Source organism: Polymorphospora rubra (genome assembly GCF_018324255.1).
GTDB classification, from domain to species: Bacteria; Actinomycetota; Actinomycetes; order Mycobacteriales; family Micromonosporaceae; genus Polymorphospora; species Polymorphospora rubra.
The window spans coordinates 4,006,292-4,024,401 of the sequence record NZ_AP023359.1 but is presented as its reverse complement, the minus strand read 5'-3'; the positions used below and the strand labels follow the sequence as shown (position 1 = coordinate 4,024,401).

Here is an 18,110-nt window from a genome sequence, read left to right as displayed (position 1 = left end):
CCTGGTCACCGGCGCCACCGGCTACATCGGCGGGCGGCTGGTGCCCCGGCTGCTCGCCGGGACCACCGGTCGCCGGTCAGGGCAGCAGGATCCGGGCCAGCGGCACGACGGTCTCCTCGATCTCGTCGGCGACCCGGCTGAACGACTGGTCGCCGCGCCCCCACGGATCGTCGAGATCGTCACCGGGCAGCGGCGGGGCGTCCCGCCGCGCCGCGTCGACGGCCGCGACCAGCGCCACGCCACGGGCGTAGACGCCGGCCGGGGTGATCTCCGCCGGTGGCAGCACCGACGCGTCGACCTGGGCGAGCAGCCGGCCGAACTCCCCCAGCACGAACGTGCGGCCGGTCGCGTCGGGGCGCAGCGCGGTGACGTACTCCTGCTGGTCGGCGGTTGCCGTCAACACCAGGTCCGCGGCGTCGATGTGCTCCGAGCGCAGCTTGCGGGACTGGAAACCGTCGACGTCGCCACCACGCGCCAGGACCTGGCGCGCGGCCGGCGGATTCATCTCCTCGCCCGCGTGCCACCCGCCGGTGCCGGTGCTGTGGCTGTGCACCAGCTCGTCGGCGAAGCCGACCGTCGGCGGCGCGGCGACCGGCAGCCGGGCCAGCCGCTCGCGTACGGCCAGGGCCAGCAGCCGTTCCGCCATCGGCGACCGGCAGATGTTGCCGAGGCAGACGTGCAGAACGGTGAACGGCGGCACCTCAGCCCTCCCGACCCACGAGGTCGGGCAGCACTTCGCGCAGCTTCTCCAGCGGTATCGCGCCCTCCCGCAGCAGGCGGGGCACCTCGCCGGTGACGTCGACGATGGTGCTCGGCACCGGCTCGGGACACTGCCCGGCCTCGAGGTAGGCCCGGACGGCGTAGCCGAGTTGGTCGCGGGCCTGCTCGGCGGTCTCGGCCGGCGGCTGGCCGGACTTGTTGGCCGACGAGACCGCCATCGGCCCGGTCTCGCGCAGCACCTCCAGCGCCACCGGGTGCAGCGGCATCCGTACGGCGACCGTGCCGCCGGTCTCGCCGAGGTCCCACTGCAGGCTCGGCGAGTGCTCGACCACGATGGTCAGGGCGCCCGGCCAGAACGCGTCGGCCAGGTCCCGGGCCGCCGTCGGCAGCATGTACACGAGTCCGTCGAGGGTGTGCCTCGAGCCGACCAGGACCGGCGGCGGCACGTCCCGCCCGCGCCCCTTCGCGTCCAGCAGGGCCTTCACCGCGTACGGCGTGAAGGCGTCGGCACCGACGCCGTAGACGGTGTCGGTGGGTAGTACGACCAGTTCGCCGTTCTTGACCGCCTCGATCGCCGCGGCGATGCCTCGGTCGCGGTCGGCGAGCGACCGGCAGTCATAGAGCATCACGGGGACAAAGTCTGCCACGCGCCCGTGCCCGCGGGACGTCGGCCGTGCCGGGTCGGGCTCAGGAGGCCCGCCGGGCCGTGCTGAACCGGGGCCGACCGGCCAGGTCGGGGTGGCCGGTCACGTCGGCGTAGCGGCCGTCGGCGGTGAACAACGCCGGCACCGCCACCGGATGCGTGTCGTCGTGCTCGATCCCGACGACCCCGCCGGGGGCCAGCAGTTCGGCGGCCCGGCGGACCACCGGCCGGATCACCGCGAGGCCGTCCGTCCCACCGAAGACCGCGTCCGCCGGGTCGTGGTCGGCCACCTCCGGCGGTACGTCGGTGCCGGCCGGCACGTACGGCGGGTTGCACAGCAGGACGTCGACCCGGCCGGTCAGCTCGGCCAGCAGGCCGGGGTCGGTGACGTCGGCGGCGACCACCCGGATCGGCGGGTCACCGGCGGCGGCCCGGTCGGCGGCGTTGCGGCGCAGCCAGTCCAGCGCCCGCGCCGAGCGTTCGACGGCGTACACCGCCGCGGCCGGCAGCTCGTACGCCACCGACAGCGCGATCGCCCCCGAGCCGCTGCACAGGTCGACGACGACCGGGGCGGTACCGGGACGCTCCGCCGCCACCCGGCGGGCCTGCGCGATCCCCCACTCCGCGAGCAGTTCGGTCTCCGGCCGGGGCACGAAGACCCCCGGCCCGACCGCCAGTTCGAGGTGGCGGAACGCGGCCGAACCGAGCAGGTGCTGCAGCGGCTCCCGGCCGGCCCGCCGGGCCACCAGCCGCCGGTAGCGGGCCAGTTCGTCGGGGGTGAACCCGGCGGCGAGCGGCAGCCGGCTGCGCTCCACCCCGAGCACGTACGTCGCCAACCACTCCGCGTCGGGGCGCGGCGACCCGACACCGGCGGCGGACAACTCGGCGGCGGCCGCGGCCAGCACCGGACCGGTCCGCGCCCGTTCGGTCCCTTCGGGGGGTGTTCACGAGACGATGTCACGCCATAATCATGAATCGTCGGCCGCACTGATCCGTTTCGCGGTAACCCGTGTGGCCGCGTCCCGCACGGGCACGATGCGACCGCGTCCGCGGCAGCGCGCTGCCACACCAGTTCCGCAAGGGGGTCCCGCGTGGGTTGGCTCGACCAGGTCACCGACCAGGTTGAGGAACTGACGCGCGCCCGGGAACTGATGGAACGCGACCGGTCGGCCGAGGCGGTGAGCCAGCTCGACCTGGTGCTGACCCGCACCACCGACCCGTACGCGCGGGCCGACGCCCTCGTACAACGGCTGTCGGCGCTGATCAACCTGGGCCGGACCGCCGAGTACGCCCGGGCCGCCGAGATGGCCCTGGCGGCGGCCGAGGACCTCGCCGAGCCCTATCTCAAGGGCCACGTGCACGCCCTGGCGGCACTGGCCGCGCAGGACCTGGGCGCCCTGGACCGGTGCGTGACCCATCTGGTGCGCAGCGTCCGGGCGCTGGACTCGGTCACCGATCCCGACCAGGAGACCGCCTGGGCCTGGCACGACCTGGCGATGGCCTACTCCTACCTGGGCTTCCACGGCTACGCCCTCGGCGCGATCGAGCAGGCCCGGTCCCTGGGGATCCGGGCCGGCATCGCCGAGGAGATGTTCGCCGCGCCGGGCATCCGGTTGCGCAACGCGGTGGCGCTGGACCACAACGGCGACAGTGACGGCTGCCTGCGGGTGCTGCGCGACATCGGCGCCGACCTCGACCGGATCCTGGCCGCCGGTGACCCGTCCCGGCTGCGCCCGAGCAGCCTGGCGGCGTACGGCTACGCGCTGGCCCGCCGGGGTGCCCTCGGCGAGCAGGTCGGACCGCGCGCCCGGGGCCACGACGCGGCCGCCCTGCTGGCCCGGGGCGGCTACGGTGCGCGCAGCCACGACCTGCGCCGGCTCGGTGAGGTCTGCCTGGCGATCACCGCCGGCCGGCCGATCGAGGCGGCGGCCAGGCTCGACACGGCGGCGGTCGCGACCGAGACGCTCGGCGCGGCCGAACCGGCCCGGCTGCGCAGTCTCATGTACGCGCACGGCGGCGACCACGCGGCGGCCCACCGGGCCGACCGGCACGCGTTCCGGCTGGCGGCCCAGCGCACCGACCGGCTACGGGACATGTACGTCGACGGCATCGCGACCCGCATCGACCACGAGGAGTTGCGCCGTACGGCCGAGCAGTACGCGGGCGAGGCGATGACCGACCCGCTGACCGGCCTCGCCAACCGCCGCCAGCTCGACAAGTACGTCGAGACGATGATCGCGCTGGGTCGACCGGCGGTGATCGGCATCTGCGACCTCGACGGGTTCAAGGCGGTCAACACCGCGCACGGCCACCACGCCGGCGACCTGGTGCTGCAACGGGTGGCCGGGGTGATCAACCGGGTGATGCGGCGGGGCGACTTCGTGGCCCGCTACGGCGGCGACGAGTTCGTGGTGGTGCTGACCGGTGCGGGCCTGGCCGAGGCGGGCGAGGTGGCCCGCCGGATCGGCCAGGCGGTGGCCGCCGAGGACTGGGCGGCCCTGGTGCCGGGCACGCCGGTCGAGGTGAGCATCGGCTTCGCCGAGGTGACCGGTTCGGGCGCCGCCCTACGGGAGGCGCTGGCCAGCGCCTTCGACGTCGCCGACCGGGAGATGATGCGGGCCCGGGACCGGGCCCGCGCCGGGACCTGACCGGTCGGCCGCTACGACATGTACAGATACCAGTACGACTGCTGGTCGTACGGGTGCCACTGGTAGACGCAGTTGTACGAGCCCCACGCCCCACCCTGCACCAGGCTCTCACCGAAGTAGCGGCACGCGTCGAGCGTGTAGTAGTAGCCGAACAGGTAGCTCGCGGTCACCGTCGCACGGTGCGCCGGCGCCGCCGCGTTGGCCGGGGTGGCGGCACCGAGCAGCAGCGATCCGGCGACACAGGCGAGCGCGACGAACCCTCGGACCTTACGCATGACGTCTCCTCGTGGGCGGACTCCAGTTCCACCGGTGAAGATAGTCACACATCGATTGATCGGGTCGATCGACGCGCAAGGTTCTCGCCATCCGCGCAACCCGCCGCCGACGGCGGCGCGGGTCAGCGACGGGCGAGGTCGGTGTCGCCGGCCAACCGGGCGGCGCGGTCGGCCTCGGCGAGCGCGTCCAGCACGCCGTCCATGTCACCGCCGAGCACCAGGTCCAGGTTGTAGGCGGTGTAGCCGATCCGGTGATCGGTGATCCGGTTCTGCGGGAAGTTGTAGGTGCGGATCCGCTCCGACCGGTCGACCGTACGGACCTGGGCCTTACGGGCGTCGGACGCCGCCGCGTCGGCCTGCTCCTGGGCCACGGCGAGCAGCCGGGCCCGCAGGATCCGCATCGCCTGCTCGCGGTTCTGCAGCTGGCTCTTCTCGTTCTGGCAGGAGACCACGATCCCGGTGGGCACGTGGGTGATCCGGACGGCGGAGTCGGTGGTGTTGACCGACTGGCCGCCCGGCCCCGACGAACGGAAGACGTCGATCCGCAGGTCGTTCGGGTCGACCGAGACGTCGACGTCCTCGGCCTCCGGCAGCACCAGAACACCGGCGGCACTGGTGTGGATCCGGCCCTGCGACTCGGTCACCGGCACCCGCTGCACCCGGTGCACGCCGCCCTCCCACTTCAGCCGCGACCAGACGCCGTTGCCGCCCTCGGGCACCCCCTTGGTCTTGACCGCGAGCGAGACGTCCTTGACCCCGCCGAGGTCGGAGTCCTGCGCGTCGATGACCTCGGTGACCCAGCCGTGCCGCTCCGCGTACCGGGTGAACATCCGCAGCAGGTCACCGGCGAACAGCGCCGACTCCTCGCCGCCCTCACCCGCCTTGATCTCGAGGATCACGTCCTTGGCGTCGTGCGGGTCACGCGGGATCAGCAACTCGGCGAGCCGCTCCTCCAACGCGGGCAGGGTGGCGGAGATGGCCTCGGCCTCGGCGGCGAACGACGGGTCCTCGGCGACGAGTTCGCGGGCCGCCGCCAGATCGGCGCGGGCCTGCTCCAGTTCGCCGGCCGCCTTGTGCAGCGGGGCGAGTTCGGCGAAGCGGCGGCCCACCCGGCGGGCCGTGTTCTGGTCGGCGTGGATCGCCGGGTCGGCAAGCCGCTTCTCCAGTTCCGCGTATTCGTCGAGAAGCCCCGCGAGACGCTCGTTGCTCATGCTCGTACCTCAATCAGACGATGCGGAGGGAAGACGGGTGCCCCGGCGGGGATTCAGGCGGCGCGGTCGGAAGCGAACGCAGGGACATGCGAACGGCGCCCGCCACCCGGCAGGAACCGGGTGGCGGGCGCCGTTGTCGTCGCTACTTGGCCTTCTTGGCCTGGACCTTGGCGTACTTCTGCTGGAACTTGGCGACGCGGCCGGCGGTGTCGAGCACGCGCTGCTTGCCGGTGTAGAACGGGTGGCAGGCGCTGCAGGTCTCGACGTGGATCGAACCGCCCTTGGCGGTGCTGCGCGTCGTGAACTTCTCACCGCAGGAGCAGGTGACCTCGGTCACGCTGTACGCGGGGTGGATGTTGGGCTTCATGATGCCTCGGTCCTTTCTTCGATGGTCGCCGGGTCGCCGTCTGCATCTTCCGCGGCGGGCGCGGTTGACTCGGGCGTGAACCGGAACCGTGGCCGGTTGACCAGTCTGCCATGCCGACATCGGTGGCCCGATATCGGGATGCTCGGACTTGCCGTCCTCGATAACGTGGGCGCTCCTCGATCCATTCCCGTTATCCCGGAAGGCATTCCGCCGTGACCAGCATCATCGGCCACCCGGCGACTCCGCTCGCCGACATCCTCGACACCACCGCCCTGTCCGCCGCGGTCGCCGAGGGACTCGTCCGAGTGCAACGCCATCCGGAACTCGCCCTGTCCATCTACAACTACACCGAGGCGTGCCAGTACACCGGCAACTGGACACCGGTGACGCTCGCCTGTCGAGGGCTGATCGTGGACGACCCGACCGGCACCGTGCTGGCCCGGCCGTACCCGAAGTTCTTCAACCACGACCAGCCCGGCGCACCGGTCGTCGCGCTCGACGCGAAGGTGACGGTGACCGACAAAGCGGACGGCTCGCTCGGCATCGTCTACCACGACGGCACCGGCTGGGCGGTCGCCACCCGCGGCTCGTTCGCCTCGGACCAGGCCCGGCACGCCACCGCGCTGCTGCGTACCCGGTACGCCGGCTTCACCCCGCCGCCCGGACACACCGTCCTGGTCGAGATCATCTATCCGGCCAACCGGATCGTGCTCGACTACGCCGGCCTCGACGACCTCGTGCTCCTCGGCGCGGTCGACATCGCCACCGGGCGCACCCACGGGCCGGAGGCGGTCCCGGACTGGCCCGGACCGGTCGTGGAGACGTTCGGGTACGACACCCTCGCCGCCGCCCTCGCCGCCCCGCCCCGCGCGGACCGGGAGGGGCTGGTCGTGCACGTACCTGCGACCGACCAGCGCGTGAAGATCAAGTACGCCGACTACGTACGACTGCACAAGCTCGTCACCGGCCTCAACGCCCGCGTCGTCTGGGAGGTCCTGGCGACCGGCGGCGACCTGACGACCGTCATCGCGCCGCTCCCCGACGAGTTCCACGCCTGGGCACGCGCGGTCGCCGCCGAACTGACCGCCACGGTCGACGCGCGCGCCGCCGCCGTCGAGTCCACGTACGGTGAGATCGTGGCCGGCCTGCCCGACGGCTGGGGGCGGCGCGAGTTCGCCTCGTACGCGGTGCGGCACCCCGACCGGGGCTGCCTGTTCCTCCGCCTCGACGGCAGGGACTACCGTCCGCTGCTGTGGCAGCAGGTCCGGCCCGCCGCGGACCGGACCCCGCACAACCGGAGCACCGAATGACCCGACTGATCGTCACCCGTGGGCTGCCGGCCTCCGGCAAGACCACCTTCGCCCGCAAGCTCCAGCCCGGCGTGGTCCGGGTCAACCGCGACGACCTGCGCCGGATGCTGCACGGCACCCGGCTGTTCACCCAGTGGGCCGAGGCCCAGGTCACCACCGCCCAGCGGGCCCAGGTCGAGGCACTGCTACGGGCCCGCGCCGACGTCTGCGTCGACGACACCAACCTGCGGTCGAAGACGGTCCGCGAGTGGGCCGAACTCGCCGCCCGCTTCGGCGCCACCTTCGAGGTCCACGACTTCACCGACGTACCCCTCTCGGAGTGCCTGCGCCGCGACGCCGAACGGCCGGAGGAGGACCGCGTCGGCGAGGACGCCATCCGGCGGATGCACGAGCGCTACCTCGCCGGCCGCAACCTGCCGCTGCCCGTCCCGTACGTCGAGACCGGCGGTCCGGCGGTCGTCTACACCCCACCGACCGGGGCGCCGGAGGTGGTGCTCGTCGACATCGACGGCACCGTGGCGCTGATGGCCGGCCGCAGCCCGTACGACATGACCCGGGTCGGCGAGGACCTGCCGAACCGGGCGGTCATCTCGGCCGTACGCGCCATGCACGCCGCCGGGTACGGCGTCGTCTACTGCTCCGGACGCGACGAGTCGGCCCGCCCCGACACGGAGGCCTGGCTCGACCTGCACGTGGAGGTGCCGTACCTGGGGTTGTACATGCGCCCGGTCGGCGACTCCCGCAAGGACTCGGTGGTCAAGAAGGAGATCTTCGAACGCGAGATCAAGGACCGGTACGGCGTCGTCGGCGTCTTCGACGACCGGATGCAGGTCGTCCGGATGTGGCGCGAACTGGGCCTGACCGTCTTCCAGGTAGCCGAGGGTGACTTCTGACCCGCCCCACCCAATCGCCATGATCGTCTGCGGTTCAGACACACGACACGCCGGTTCTCCGGCACCTGAACCGCAGACGATCATCGCTCAGACGCATGCCCGGGTTCAGCCACGACGGTTGGCCAGAATGCTCAGGATCTCCGCGCGTACCTCATCGGGCTGCCCAGTCAGACGGGCGTGCGAGAACCGCACGACGAGAATCCCCATGGTGGCCAGGAGGGCGTCGCGACGGAGGTCTGTCTCGCGCTGCCGGGCATCCGCGTGGGAAGTGGCGCCGTCGAGCTCGATGTCCACCCGCTCCCGCTCGGCGTAGACGTCGAGATAGACGGTACGCCGGCCGACCCGGATGCGGACCTGCCGCTTGAAGGACGGCATTCCGGGACCGGTGAGGACGTGGTCGTGTCCCCAGATCTCCAACGCGCTCCGGCAGCCGGCGGCGAGCCGGTCCAACAGGATGCGCAGGGCGGCGCGTCCGGCGAGTCTCGGCACGGTGTCCAGGGCGGCGCCGATTCGTTGCGGTGTGGTCCGCCGGTCGTTGACAGCCTGGATGGCCGGCCCTGGGCGCTCGGCGGCCGACAACAGCGGCCAGGCGTCGACCAGCGAGTTTTCGAGTTGGCTCACCGGCGCCCCCCGCCATACCCGCAGCGGCAGCGCACGCCGGTGGTGAACCACCAGGCCCGGCAGGCTACGAAGGCTGGACCCGGCCGGCACGCTCACGTGGATCGGCTCGCCGGGCGGCTGCCGGCGCAGTCCCCAGACGTCGAGCGCGGTGGTGTGACTGAACCCGCCGGTTTCGGCCAGGTAGGCAAGCACCGCCCGGTGACGCAGGTTCGGATCAAGAGCTGACAGCGGGAGTACCCGCCCGGTGCCGGTGGCCACGCGTCCGGCATCCACGTAGACCTCGGGTAGCACCCGACGCAGTCGTCCGGCACGCCGGGCGGCGGCGAGCACCCACGGCGGCACCACCTGGCGAACCTGGTGGTGGGTCACCACCCCATCGCTGCCATCCACAAGAGACCGAAGTGCGGGATTCATGCCGTCGAACGTGCCACGGCTGCCGCTTCGACCATCACCCGCGACACCGGGCTGTGGAGGACGCTGGCGCCTGTGGACGACATCCTGATCTCGCCTCGGACCTGCTACTGGTGATCGTCTGCGGTTCAGGCGTTGAGCGACCGGCGTGTCGGGTATCTGAGCTGCAGACGATCATTGAGAAGGCTGTGGGCGGAGCCGTTACAGGCCCTGTTCGCGGGCCATGATTATGGCCTGGGCGCGGTCGGCGACCTGGAGCTTGGTGAAGATGTTGGAGACGTGGTTGCGTACCGTCTTCTGGCTCAGGCCGAGACGCAGCGCGATCTGGGGGTTCGTCAGGTGCTGGGCGATCAGCGCCAGGATCTCCCGCTCCCGCGCGGTCAGCTCCGGAAACGCCGGTTCGGCCCGGTTGAGCCCGGCGAAGTAACCCATCAGCCGGGTGGCGATGGCCGGACCGAAGATCGCCTCGCCGTCGGCGACCACCCGTACCGATCGGATGATCTCCAGCCGCCGGGCGCCCTTGAGGACGTAACCGCGGGCGCCGGCCCGCAACGCGGCGAAGATCGAGTCGTCGTCGTCTGCCATGCTCAGGATCAGTACCCGGACGTGCGGGCTCATCCGCACCATCCGCTCGGTCGCCGCGATGCCGCCCATACCGGGCATTGTCAGGTCGAGCAGCACCACGTCGGGCTGGAGCCGGTCCAGGGCGACCAGTGCCTCTTCGCCGCTGGCGGCCTCGCCGCAGACGTCGATCTCGGGACTGGTGGCGAGCAGGGCGCGCAGCCCGGCCCGAAACGGGGCGTGGTCGTCAACCAGCAGCACCCGGATCTGGTCCATCGGTCTCCTCTGTGGTGGTGGGCAGGATCGCGGTCACCCGGGTGCCCGTACCCGGGGCCGAGGTGACGGTGCACTCGCCGCCGAGTTCGTCGGCGCGCTCGTGCATCGAGTGCATGCCGACGCCGTCCGGCTGGCCGGGCTGGCGGCCCCGGCCGTCGTCGTGGACGTCGAGGCGGAGCTGCTCCCCGGTGATGGTCAGCCGTACCTCGACGGTGTCCGCACGGGCATGCTTGCGCGCGTTGTTCAGCGCTTCGACGGCGATCCGGTAGGCGGCGACCTCGGTGGCGGCGGGCAGCGCGGGCAGCGTCTCGGGGGCTTCGAAGACGACCCGGGGGCCGGCCGCCGGCCAGGCGGCGATGTGCGATCGGAGCGCCCCGGCCAGCCCCATCGTGTCCAGCGCCGGTGGCCGCAGCCCGTCGACGAGCCGCCGTACGTCGGCGACGGCCGTCCGCGCGTCGACGACGATCTCCTCCAGCATGCGGTTGGCCTGCTCCCCCGGCCCGATCTCCTGGGCCACCTCGGCCCGCATGGTCAGCCCGGCCAGGGTGGGGCCGAGGCCGTCGTGCAGGTCGCGGCGCAGCCGCCGGCGCTCCTCCTCGCGGGCGACGACCAGGTGCTCGCGGGAGCGTTGCAGGTCGGCGGCGAGCGACTGGGCCCGGTCGAGGGCGCGGACCGCCTGTACGGCGACGCCGATGTGCCGGGCCAGGTCGGCGAGCAGGCGCAGTTCGCGGTCGCCGAGCGACACCTCGCCGCTGCGGGGGCCGAGCAGCAGGTCGCCGACCGGTTCGCCGGCGACCAGCGGGATCCGGACCGGGTCGGCGGGCGGGGTGCCCAGCCGGTACGACCGCCCGTCGACCGTCTGTATCTCCACGTAGGACAGTTGCAGCGCCTCGCGTACGGTCGCCGTGCTGGTGGACAGGACGGCACTGGAGTCCTGGGTCTGCTCCAGCCGCTGCCCGAGCCGGGCCAGCACCGCGTACGGGTCGTCGCGTTCGCCGTACACCAGGATGTTGACCCGGCGTTGCAGCCAGTGCCGCAGCGGGGCGAAGATCAGCGCGGCGACGGCCGCCCCGGCGAACGAGACCGGCAGGCTGGCCGAGGTGTCGAACCCGGCCCCGAGCAGCCCGACGACCAGCACGTACGCGCCGCCGACGCAGGCCGACAGGGTGACGAACACCGCGGTACGGCTGATCAGCAGGTCGATGTCGAAGAGCTGGTGTTTCAGGATGGCGATGCCGAGCGCGACCAGGACCAGCGACACGCTGGCACCGCCGGCGAAGTCCCAGACGGCGTTCTCGTACGGGAAGAGGCCCGGGTGGCCGTCGGTCAGGCCGACGACGAGTCGACCGGCCACCACGAGTACGGATAGGCCGACCGCGTACCCGAGCCATTTGACCTGCTGGCGGCGGGCGCCGCGGGCCTTGCGGGCCTGCCAGACGACGGTGCCGCCGGCGGCGAAGAGAAACACCGCGCTGGCCAGGATGGCCAGCGTGCCGGTGGTGTCGGCGACCGGCTGCCAGCCGGTGACCCCCAACGGGTTGGGTGCGCTGACCGGGTAGATCTGCTCGTTGTCGCCGGGCCGCACCGCGTTGGTGACCACGGCGAGCACGGTGAGGGCCACGACCGTCCAGACCACCGGCCGCCACCGGGGGGAGAGCAGCCGGCCGTCGGGGAAGAACGCCGGGATCAGTGCGATGGCGGCGTTGCCGGGAATCCAGAGCCAGTTCTGCGGCCAGGCCAGCGCGGCGGCGAACGGCAGCGATCCGGGGTCGACGACGACGCCGTGGGCGGCGTACTGGCCGCAGGCCTCCTGGAGGGCGAAGCACAGGCCGCTGGTGAGGGCGAGCCAACCGACCGGGTTGCCCGGCCGGTGTGCGGTGATCAGCCCGCCGACGACCGCGCTGGCGACCACCAGGAGGTGGTGGCTCAGGTCGCTGGCCGGCGCCCCGTTCAGCACCGCCAGCCAGATGGCGGCGGCGGTCAGCAGCAGCGTCAGTCCGCACAGCGGCCAGGCGGCCTGCCGCGCCCACCTGGCCGTACGGTCGGTCGTCATGTCGTCGCCGACACTAATGATCGTCGTGTCCCGTTGTCATGGGACAACCGTCCCGGCGCGCCGGGCACCGGGGGTGGTGCCCGACGCCCGGACGGTCGGCCCGGCCCACTGCGAACCGGTCGGTCCCGGTCGGGGACGCATCGTCAACGCCGCTCGGCGACCGGGCGCGGGCCGGCGAACGCCAGGACGAGACCGGCGACGATCACCCAGAGCCCGGCCGGGACCAGCGAGATGTACTGCACCGGCGCGAGCTGCGTCGCGGCGACCAGCAGGGCCATGACCGCGCTGAAGACGGCGAACCAGCGGCTGACCGAGCCGTGCCGGAACCCGCCGACCGCGACCGCGCCGGCGGTCAGCCCGATGCCGCCCCAGAGCCAGGACATCGTGGCGAAGATCGTCGTCCCGGCGGCGATGGTGTCGGGGTCGACCTCGTCGGCCGCACCGAGGTCGAAGAACAGCTGGGTCGAGATGCCGCCGCCGATGAGCAGGCCGACCAGCACCAGGCCGACACCGGTCGCGGCGAGGGTCGGCACGAGGCTGCCGGCCGGCTCCTGCGCGCCGAGGTGCCGGCGCAGCCCGGCCGCGAAGATCGCCAGGCAGACGATGGCGAGCGAGCACACCACCTGGTGCGCCCAGACGTAGGCGGCGCCGTCGGCGATGGCGGCGACGTAGCCGGCGTTGTCGGCCCGCAGTTCCTCACCGTCGCCGAGGGTGGCGGTGGCGAAGATACCGACGAGCCCGATCAGGCCGCCGGCCGTACCGGCCAGTGCCCAGCCCCGCCGGGGGCGCGCGGGGGCCGGGGTCGGGGTGGCGTTCGTGGTCTCGCGGAACATGGTGGGGTGCATCGGATCCTCCCTGGTGTCGGCGTTCACCAGGGAGGATTCCGAAGGACTGACTCAGGCCGCATGAGGCAGCTGTCCCGACCGGCCCGGGAATTCCACCGGGACAACCGCCCGCCGACGGTGTCCGGCCCGGGCCGACGGGGGTGGGGCGACGTGTCCCGGCCCGGGGGACCGCCGGGCCGGGACACGCGATTGGGGCTCAGGCCGCCTGACGGGCCGCCGGGCGCAGGGTCAGCGTCGCCTCGGCACGGACCCCGTTCACGGTCACCGCCAGCACGACCGACCCGCCGGACCGCAGCGCCTTGAGCTGTCCGCTGTCCGGGTCGAACCAGGCCACGTGCCAGGGCCGCAGGCCCAGCACGCCGCCGATGTGAACGTTCGGCGACGCGCTCCAGTCGGCGCTGACCGGGGCGGCCACCGGCACCTGCCGCCCGCCGGCCTGGCCGATCGTGGCGGTCACCGGCACCGAGGTGCCGGCCGCGACGGTGGCCGGCGCGGTCACGGCGAGCGAGTCGACGTGCGCCCGGGTCTGCGCGCTGATCCACCGCGGCCCCTCGGTCAGCGGGTTGCGGCGGGCCCGTTCGGCGTCGCGTTCGCTGACCCGGTCGACGCCGAACATCGTCCAGCCGGTGAAGCCACCCAGGTGCGGCGGGGTCGACGGGTTCTTGCCGGCGTTGCCGTTGATGACGTACGGGACCCCGTCGACCCGGTCGGCGTGGAACGTGCCGACGTGGCCGCCGACGAACACCGCGCCCTTGCCGGTGCGGTGCTGGAACTCGGCCAGCCACTGCTCCAGCAGGGCCGCCTCCTTGCGGTCGCCGAGCTGGCTCGCCTTCGCCGGCAGCGGGTCCCGGGGCGGGTGGTGGTGCAGCACCACGACCGAACCGATCGCCGGGTCGCCGGCCGCGCCGTCGAGGGCGGCCCGCAGGGCGCGGATCTGGTCGAAGCCGCCGCCGCGCAGCGTGCCGGTCGACGAGTTCAGCGTCACGAAGCGGGTGCCCCTGTGGTCGAAGACCCGCGACGGGGCGCCGAAGACCGCCTGGAAGTTGGCGATCGGGGCGCCCATGATCTCGTGGTTGCCCGGTACGTAGTAGTACGGCAGCTCGCCGCCGAGTTCCTCGTCGAGGATCCGTTTCGCCAGTGCGAAGTCGGCCGGGTAGGCGGTGTCGACGAAGTCGCCGTTGATGACCAGGAAGTCCGGCCGGGCCGCCCTGACCTCGCGCAGCGTACGGCGGGCCTGGGCGACCAGGTCGCTGTCCGGGGCGGCGGCGACGAACTGGGCGTCGGAGAGGACCGCGAACCGCCAGTCGGCGCCGTCGACGGTGCCGTCGCGGACCACCACCTTGTCGGTACGGGCCGGCTCGGCCGGCGCCTCCACCGTCGGTGGCACCTTCGCCACGATGTCGTCGATGACGATCTCGTTGGTGTACGCCGCCGCCCCGTCGGTCTCCGCGACGTAGAAGCGCCGGATCCGGACCGGGTACTGCACCCCGGCGGGGACCGCCATCTCGACGTACCGCCAGCCGGTCCAGTCCAGGTACGGCCCGCGCAGCACGTGCTGCTGGTCGAGCGCGTCGTGCAGGTGCAGGCTGGGCCACTCCCCCTTGCCGGTGCTGTGGATCCACATGCCGAACGCCTGCGGCTGCCCGTCGACAGGGATCCAGGCCGGCGGGTCGGCGTACGCGGCCCGGGTGCCGGTCGAGGTGCTGAAGTCGTACGTCAGCTTGAGCCCGGTGCCGGTGTGGCCGGGTGCCGGGGCGGCCGAGCCGGTGGCCCGGGCGGCGCTGAACCGCCAGTTGGCGGCGTCGTCGAAGGTGGCGACCGGCACCTCCTCGAGCCCGACGGTGACCGGTACGGCGGTCGTCGCCGCGCCGACCCGGGCGGTGAGCAGCCCGCCGCCGGTGCCGGCCTTCGCGGTCACCCGCAGGAAGCCGTCGCCGGTCGGGGTGACGTCGAGCAGGCTCCGGTCGTAGTCGAGCCGGACGTCGGCGGGCTCGATCGGCGCGGTGTTGCCCTCCGCGTCGTAGCCGACGATGCCGACCAGCGCCGACGCGTCGGCCCCGGCCAGACCGACCTTGTCGGCGGTGGCGTCGATGCGGGCCAGCGGGCCGAGGACGGTCAGCTTCAGCTCGCCCTTCGCCGCGCCCCGCGACGCGGTGACCGTGGTCGGGCCGGGCACCAGGGCGCGGAAGACGCCGTCCCGGGACACCACGCCGTGCACGGCCGGGTTGGCCCGCCAGTTCGGGGCGCCGGCCGCCGGGCCGTACGTCTCGTCGTGGCCGGCGGCGGTGAGCCGGCGGGTCAGGCCGGGGAAGACCCGGTCCGGCCGGCCGCCGCGGACCGGGCCGAGGCCGGGCGCGGCGGACGGGTCGGTCGCCGTCTCCACCCAGTACGCCGTCAGCCGGCCGCTGCCACGCGGCGCGAAGATCGCCAGGCCGTTCGGTACGGCCCGCTCCGAGCCGTCCGACGGGCTGTTCTCGACCTGCACGGCGGCCGCGCCGGGTTCCCGGGCGAGCAGCGTCGACGAGCCGCCGCCGTCGAGGTTGAGGGCGTGGTGGGCGCCGAGTTCGACCATCATCCGGCCGAGTTCGGTCAGCGTCACGCCGCGGCTGTCGGCCTGCCGGCCGTCGACGGTCAGCAGGATCATCCGGCGGCCGTCGGCGGAGAAGCCGACCGCCGTACGCGGCTCGGGGTTGACGTCGCCGATGTTCTGCGCGACCCCGTCGCGGACCAGCACGTGGTTGCCGCCGACGGCGGCGTGCAGTTCGCTGCCGTCGGACGGCTTCGGCCGGTAGGCGACGGTGACCGGGTCACCCGGGCGCAGTGCGGCGAGCGCGTCGGCGCCGGCGTCGCGGCCGAGCAGAACGGTCGTACCGGCCGGGATGGCGCCCTCGCCGGCGGCGCCGCCGACGGTGGCGACCCGCCCGTCGACGACGGCGATCTCGGTCACCCGGCTCGCGCCGGACACGGCCCGGGCGCGCGGGTACGTCCCCCACAGCGCGGTGAAGACGCCGATGCCGCCGGTCTGGACCAGGTTGTTGAACTGGGTCACCGGGACCGGGCCGGTCGGCAGGGTGGCGGTGCCGTCGAAGTGCACCTGGATCACCCGGCCGAGTCCGCCGGTGGTGATCGCGGCGGCGTTGTGGTGCCCGGCGATCGGCGACTGGACCAGCTCGCCGTCGCGGATGCCGATGCCCTGGGCGGCGCCGGAGTTGTTGATGTCGAAGAAGTCGCCGTTGACGGCGGCGACCGCGCCGGCCGCGTCGGCGGCTCTACGCAGCGGCTCGGCCCGGGCGACGGCGCCTGCGTTGACGTAGTCGACGGTCAGGTCGCCGGACAGGTCGGCGGTGAGCGCGTCGGCGCGCAGCCAGCCCGCGGGGTCGAAGCGGTCGAACGAGGTGAGGGTCAGGCCGGGGGCGACCGGGCGGGTGCGGGTCGCGGTCTCGATGCCGCCGGACGGCTCGACCGACAGCGGCGACGCGCCGCCCGCCGGGTACGACGACGCGGCGGGCGCGTCCTCGACGGCCGTGCCGGCCGGGCCGGTGGTGGCGGATGCCGGCCCGGCCGGGCCGGTGGGGCCCGGCCGGGGTTCGGCGTACGCCGGCAGCGGGCCGGCGAGCGTCAGCAGCGGCGCCAGGACGAGGACGCCGACGAGTTGTGATGATCGGCTGCGGGTACGCATGCCCGGTAGTCAACCCGAGCACGTATAGAACTTTCAATAGCTACCGAGTTACCTGAAGAAAAACTTCATTGATCGGGATGGCCGTTCAGTGGGCCACCGGGCAGGCCGGCCGGATCGTCGGCGCCGGCTGCCGGGGCGCCACCGGGGCCGGCACCCGGGACTCCGGGGTCGGCCCGTCGGCGTCCGCGCCCCGGGCGACCGGCACGGCGACCGCGTCCGCCGGCCCGTCCGCGGGCCCGACGCGACCGGCGGTCCGGGCGGCCGGCGTGCTCCGGGTGGCCGGGGTGCTCCGGGCAGCCGGGGCGGCCGGGCGGCCGGCGGGCTGCTCCGCGTCCGGGGCGGCATGTCGCGGCGCCGGGCCGAGGTGCCCGTACCGGCCCAGGTCACGGGCCGCACTGTCGAGATAGAAGTTCGGCCGCTGGTCTGCCTCGTGGTAATAGCGGTGGAAGACCCGGGTCGCCCCGCCCGAGATCGGCGGCACGATCCAGCTCCAGTCCGCCGGCACCTCCCGGCCGGCCCGCTGCTCGTTACGCAGGTGCGTGATGAACCGGTCCGACTCGGTGTGGTGGTCGCTGATCCGTACGCCGGCCCGCTCGTACGACCAGAGCACCGCCCGGTTCAGTTCCACCAGCACCCGGTCCCGCCACAGCGTGCTGGCCCGCGAGGTGTCCAACCCCATCGCCCGGGCCACGACCGGCACCAGGTCGTAGCGGTCGGGGTCGGCGAGGTTGCGGGCGCCGATCTCGGTGCCCATGTACCAGCCGTTGAACGGCGCGAGTGGATAGTCCACGCCGCCGATGCTGAGCCGCATGTTCGCGATCGCCGGTACGGCGTGCCAGCGCAGGTCGAGGCCGGCGAACCAGTCGTACTCGGGGTGCTCGAGTGGCACCTCCAACACCGCGTCGGCGGGCAGGTCGAAGAGGCGTACGCCGTCCTGCGGCGTCTGGACCACCAGCGGCAGTACGTCGAACGCCCCGCCCGCCCCCTTCCAGCCCAGGTCCTGCACGGCCCGGGTGAAGTCGACGTACCGCGGGTCACCGACCACCTCACCGGCCCGGTCCCGGTAACCGGCGTACCGGATCAGCTGCTCGTTCCACACCCGGGCGTGCGGGCGGCCGGGCTCGGCCGGCGCGAACACCGAGATGACCGGCCGGATCGCCCCCGGGGCCCGGTCGGCGCGGCCGGTGCCACCGGCGAGGTGGAGATGGTGGACCAACCGGGCGAAGATCTCGTCCGCGCCGCGGGCCTGCCGTTCGTCGAGCACCACCAGGCTGCGCCAGTAGAGCCGGCCGATGCACCGGCTCGCGTTGCGCCACGCCACCTTCGCCCCGTACGTCAGCTCGTCGCCGGTGTGGGTGTAGGTGCCGGTGGCGTCGATCTGGGCGCGCACCTCGTCGAGCCGGGCCGCGAGTTCGCCGAAGCGGGGGTTCTCGGCGTAGCACCGCCGCAGGAAGTCCTCGGCCTCCGTGACGTCGACCGGTGCCGAGGGGTCCCGGTCCGGCGACGGCTCGTCTCGATAACCCGGTATCGCCATCAGTGTCTCCTCGCGACGGATTTCCGCGGGATCGCCAAACCAGGACCGGCCTCGCCGAGGCGC

15 protein-coding genes are annotated in these 18,110 nt (G+C 73.3%); 3 read left to right on the top strand and 12 right to left on the bottom strand.

Annotated elements, in window-relative coordinates:
* Positions 1-76: 76 nt before the first annotated feature.
* From Prubr_RS18365 to prmC, 3 genes are all read right to left on the bottom strand, one after another.
* A complete protein-coding gene (locus Prubr_RS18365) occupies positions 77-700 on the bottom strand; it encodes an arsenate reductase/protein-tyrosine-phosphatase family protein (protein ID WP_212827048.1) in 624 nt (207 codons plus the stop codon).
* A gap of 1 nt (position 701) precedes the next feature.
* The gene (locus tag Prubr_RS18360; RefSeq protein WP_212828205.1) at positions 702-1,346 is read right to left on the bottom strand and encodes an L-threonylcarbamoyladenylate synthase; all 645 of its coding nucleotides are present in this window, start codon (positions 1,344-1,346) and stop codon (positions 702-704) included.
* Between the two features lie 61 nt (positions 1,347-1,407).
* Positions 1,408-2,265 carry a peptide chain release factor N(5)-glutamine methyltransferase gene (gene prmC, locus Prubr_RS18355; RefSeq protein WP_212828204.1) on the bottom strand — a complete coding sequence of 286 codons (858 nt, stop codon included), beginning with the start codon at positions 2,263-2,265 and terminating at the stop codon, positions 1,408-1,410.
* A gap of 189 nt (positions 2,266-2,454) precedes the next feature.
* Between prmC and Prubr_RS18350 the strand changes: the two genes are divergently transcribed.
* Positions 2,455-4,011, top strand: a complete 1,557-nt coding sequence (locus tag Prubr_RS18350; protein WP_212827046.1) for a GGDEF domain-containing protein — start codon at positions 2,455-2,457, stop codon at positions 4,009-4,011.
* Between the two features lie 11 nt (positions 4,012-4,022).
* Here Prubr_RS18350 and Prubr_RS18345 read toward each other — a convergent pair whose 3' ends face one another.
* The 3 genes from Prubr_RS18345 to rpmE form a co-directional block, all read right to left on the bottom strand.
* On the bottom strand, positions 4,023-4,286 hold the full coding sequence (locus Prubr_RS18345) for a hypothetical protein (RefSeq protein ID WP_212827045.1): 264 nt from the start codon (positions 4,284-4,286) through the stop codon (positions 4,023-4,025).
* Positions 4,287-4,408: 122 nt separating this feature from the next.
* Positions 4,409-5,497 (bottom strand): peptide chain release factor 1, encoded by a 1,089-nt coding sequence (gene prfA / locus Prubr_RS18340; RefSeq protein ID WP_212827043.1) that lies wholly within the window; start codon positions 5,495-5,497, stop codon positions 4,409-4,411.
* A 142-nt stretch (positions 5,498-5,639) separates the two neighbouring features.
* Positions 5,640-5,864, bottom strand: coding sequence for a 50S ribosomal protein L31 (gene rpmE / locus Prubr_RS18335; RefSeq protein ID WP_212827040.1), 225 nt, complete (start codon positions 5,862-5,864; stop codon positions 5,640-5,642).
* Positions 5,865-6,076: 212 nt separating this feature from the next.
* On the opposite strand from rpmE, the gene Prubr_RS18330 reads away from it, so the two are divergent.
* Together Prubr_RS18330 and Prubr_RS18325 are read left to right on the top strand one after the other, a co-directional pair.
* Positions 6,077-7,174 (top strand): RNA ligase, encoded by a 1,098-nt coding sequence (locus tag Prubr_RS18330; RefSeq protein ID WP_246568804.1) that lies wholly within the window; start codon positions 6,077-6,079, stop codon positions 7,172-7,174.
* Positions 7,171-8,067, top strand: coding sequence for a phosphatase domain-containing protein (locus tag Prubr_RS18325; RefSeq protein ID WP_212827038.1), 897 nt, complete (start codon positions 7,171-7,173; stop codon positions 8,065-8,067). The genes Prubr_RS18330 and Prubr_RS18325 overlap by 4 nt, the downstream gene beginning before the upstream one ends.
* A 105-nt stretch (positions 8,068-8,172) precedes the next feature.
* On the opposite strand, the gene Prubr_RS18320 is transcribed toward Prubr_RS18325, so the two are convergent.
* The 6 genes from Prubr_RS18320 to Prubr_RS18295 form a co-directional block, all read right to left on the bottom strand.
* Positions 8,173-9,057: an endonuclease domain-containing protein gene (locus Prubr_RS18320; RefSeq protein ID WP_246568803.1), complete on the bottom strand. Its 885-nt coding sequence runs from the start codon at positions 9,055-9,057 to the stop codon at positions 8,173-8,175.
* 243 nt (positions 9,058-9,300) lie between these two features.
* A complete protein-coding gene (locus tag Prubr_RS18315) occupies positions 9,301-9,936 on the bottom strand; it encodes a response regulator (RefSeq protein ID WP_212827034.1) in 636 nt (211 codons plus the stop codon).
* Entirely contained in the window at positions 9,908-11,989 is a 2,082-nt protein-coding gene (locus Prubr_RS18310; protein WP_212827033.1) for a sensor histidine kinase, read from the bottom strand. Before Prubr_RS18310 ends, Prubr_RS18315 begins: the two co-directional genes overlap by 29 nt.
* A 143-nt stretch (positions 11,990-12,132) precedes the next feature.
* A complete protein-coding gene (locus tag Prubr_RS18305) occupies positions 12,133-12,834 on the bottom strand; it encodes a hypothetical protein (RefSeq protein WP_212827031.1) in 702 nt (233 codons plus the stop codon).
* A 196-nt stretch (positions 12,835-13,030) separates the two neighbouring features.
* Positions 13,031-16,513, bottom strand: coding sequence for a phosphodiester glycosidase family protein (locus tag Prubr_RS18300; RefSeq protein WP_212827028.1), 3,483 nt, complete (start codon positions 16,511-16,513; stop codon positions 13,031-13,033).
* A gap of 85 nt (positions 16,514-16,598) precedes the next feature.
* On the bottom strand, positions 16,599-18,047 hold the full coding sequence (locus Prubr_RS18295) for a nitric oxide synthase oxygenase (protein ID WP_212827026.1): 1,449 nt from the start codon (positions 18,045-18,047) through the stop codon (positions 16,599-16,601).
* Positions 18,048-18,110 lie beyond the last annotated feature (63 nt).

Coding starts and splice junctions, on each gene's coding strand:
- Prubr_RS18305 (WP_212827031.1), bottom strand. CDS start 12,834: ATGCACCCCACCATGTTCCGCGAGACCACGAACGCCACCCCGACCCCG.
- Prubr_RS18295 (WP_212827026.1), bottom strand. CDS start 18,047: ATGGCGATACCGGGTTATCGAGACGAGCCGTCGCCGGACCGGGACCCC.
- Prubr_RS18360 (WP_212828205.1), bottom strand. CDS start 1,346: ATGCTCTATGACTGCCGGTCGCTCGCCGACCGCGACCGAGGCATCGCC.
- Prubr_RS18345 (WP_212827045.1), bottom strand. CDS start 4,286: ATGCGTAAGGTCCGAGGGTTCGTCGCGCTCGCCTGTGTCGCCGGATCG.
- Prubr_RS18300 (WP_212827028.1), bottom strand. CDS start 16,513: ATGCGTACCCGCAGCCGATCATCACAACTCGTCGGCGTCCTCGTCCTG.
- Prubr_RS18325 (WP_212827038.1), top strand. CDS start 7,171: ATGACCCGACTGATCGTCACCCGTGGGCTGCCGGCCTCCGGCAAGACC.
- rpmE (WP_212827040.1), bottom strand. CDS start 5,864: ATGAAGCCCAACATCCACCCCGCGTACAGCGTGACCGAGGTCACCTGC.
- prfA (WP_212827043.1), bottom strand. CDS start 5,497: ATGAGCAACGAGCGTCTCGCGGGGCTTCTCGACGAATACGCGGAACTG.
- Prubr_RS18315 (WP_212827034.1), bottom strand. CDS start 9,936: ATGGACCAGATCCGGGTGCTGCTGGTTGACGACCACGCCCCGTTTCGG.
- Prubr_RS18310 (WP_212827033.1), bottom strand. CDS start 11,989: ATGACGACCGACCGTACGGCCAGGTGGGCGCGGCAGGCCGCCTGGCCG.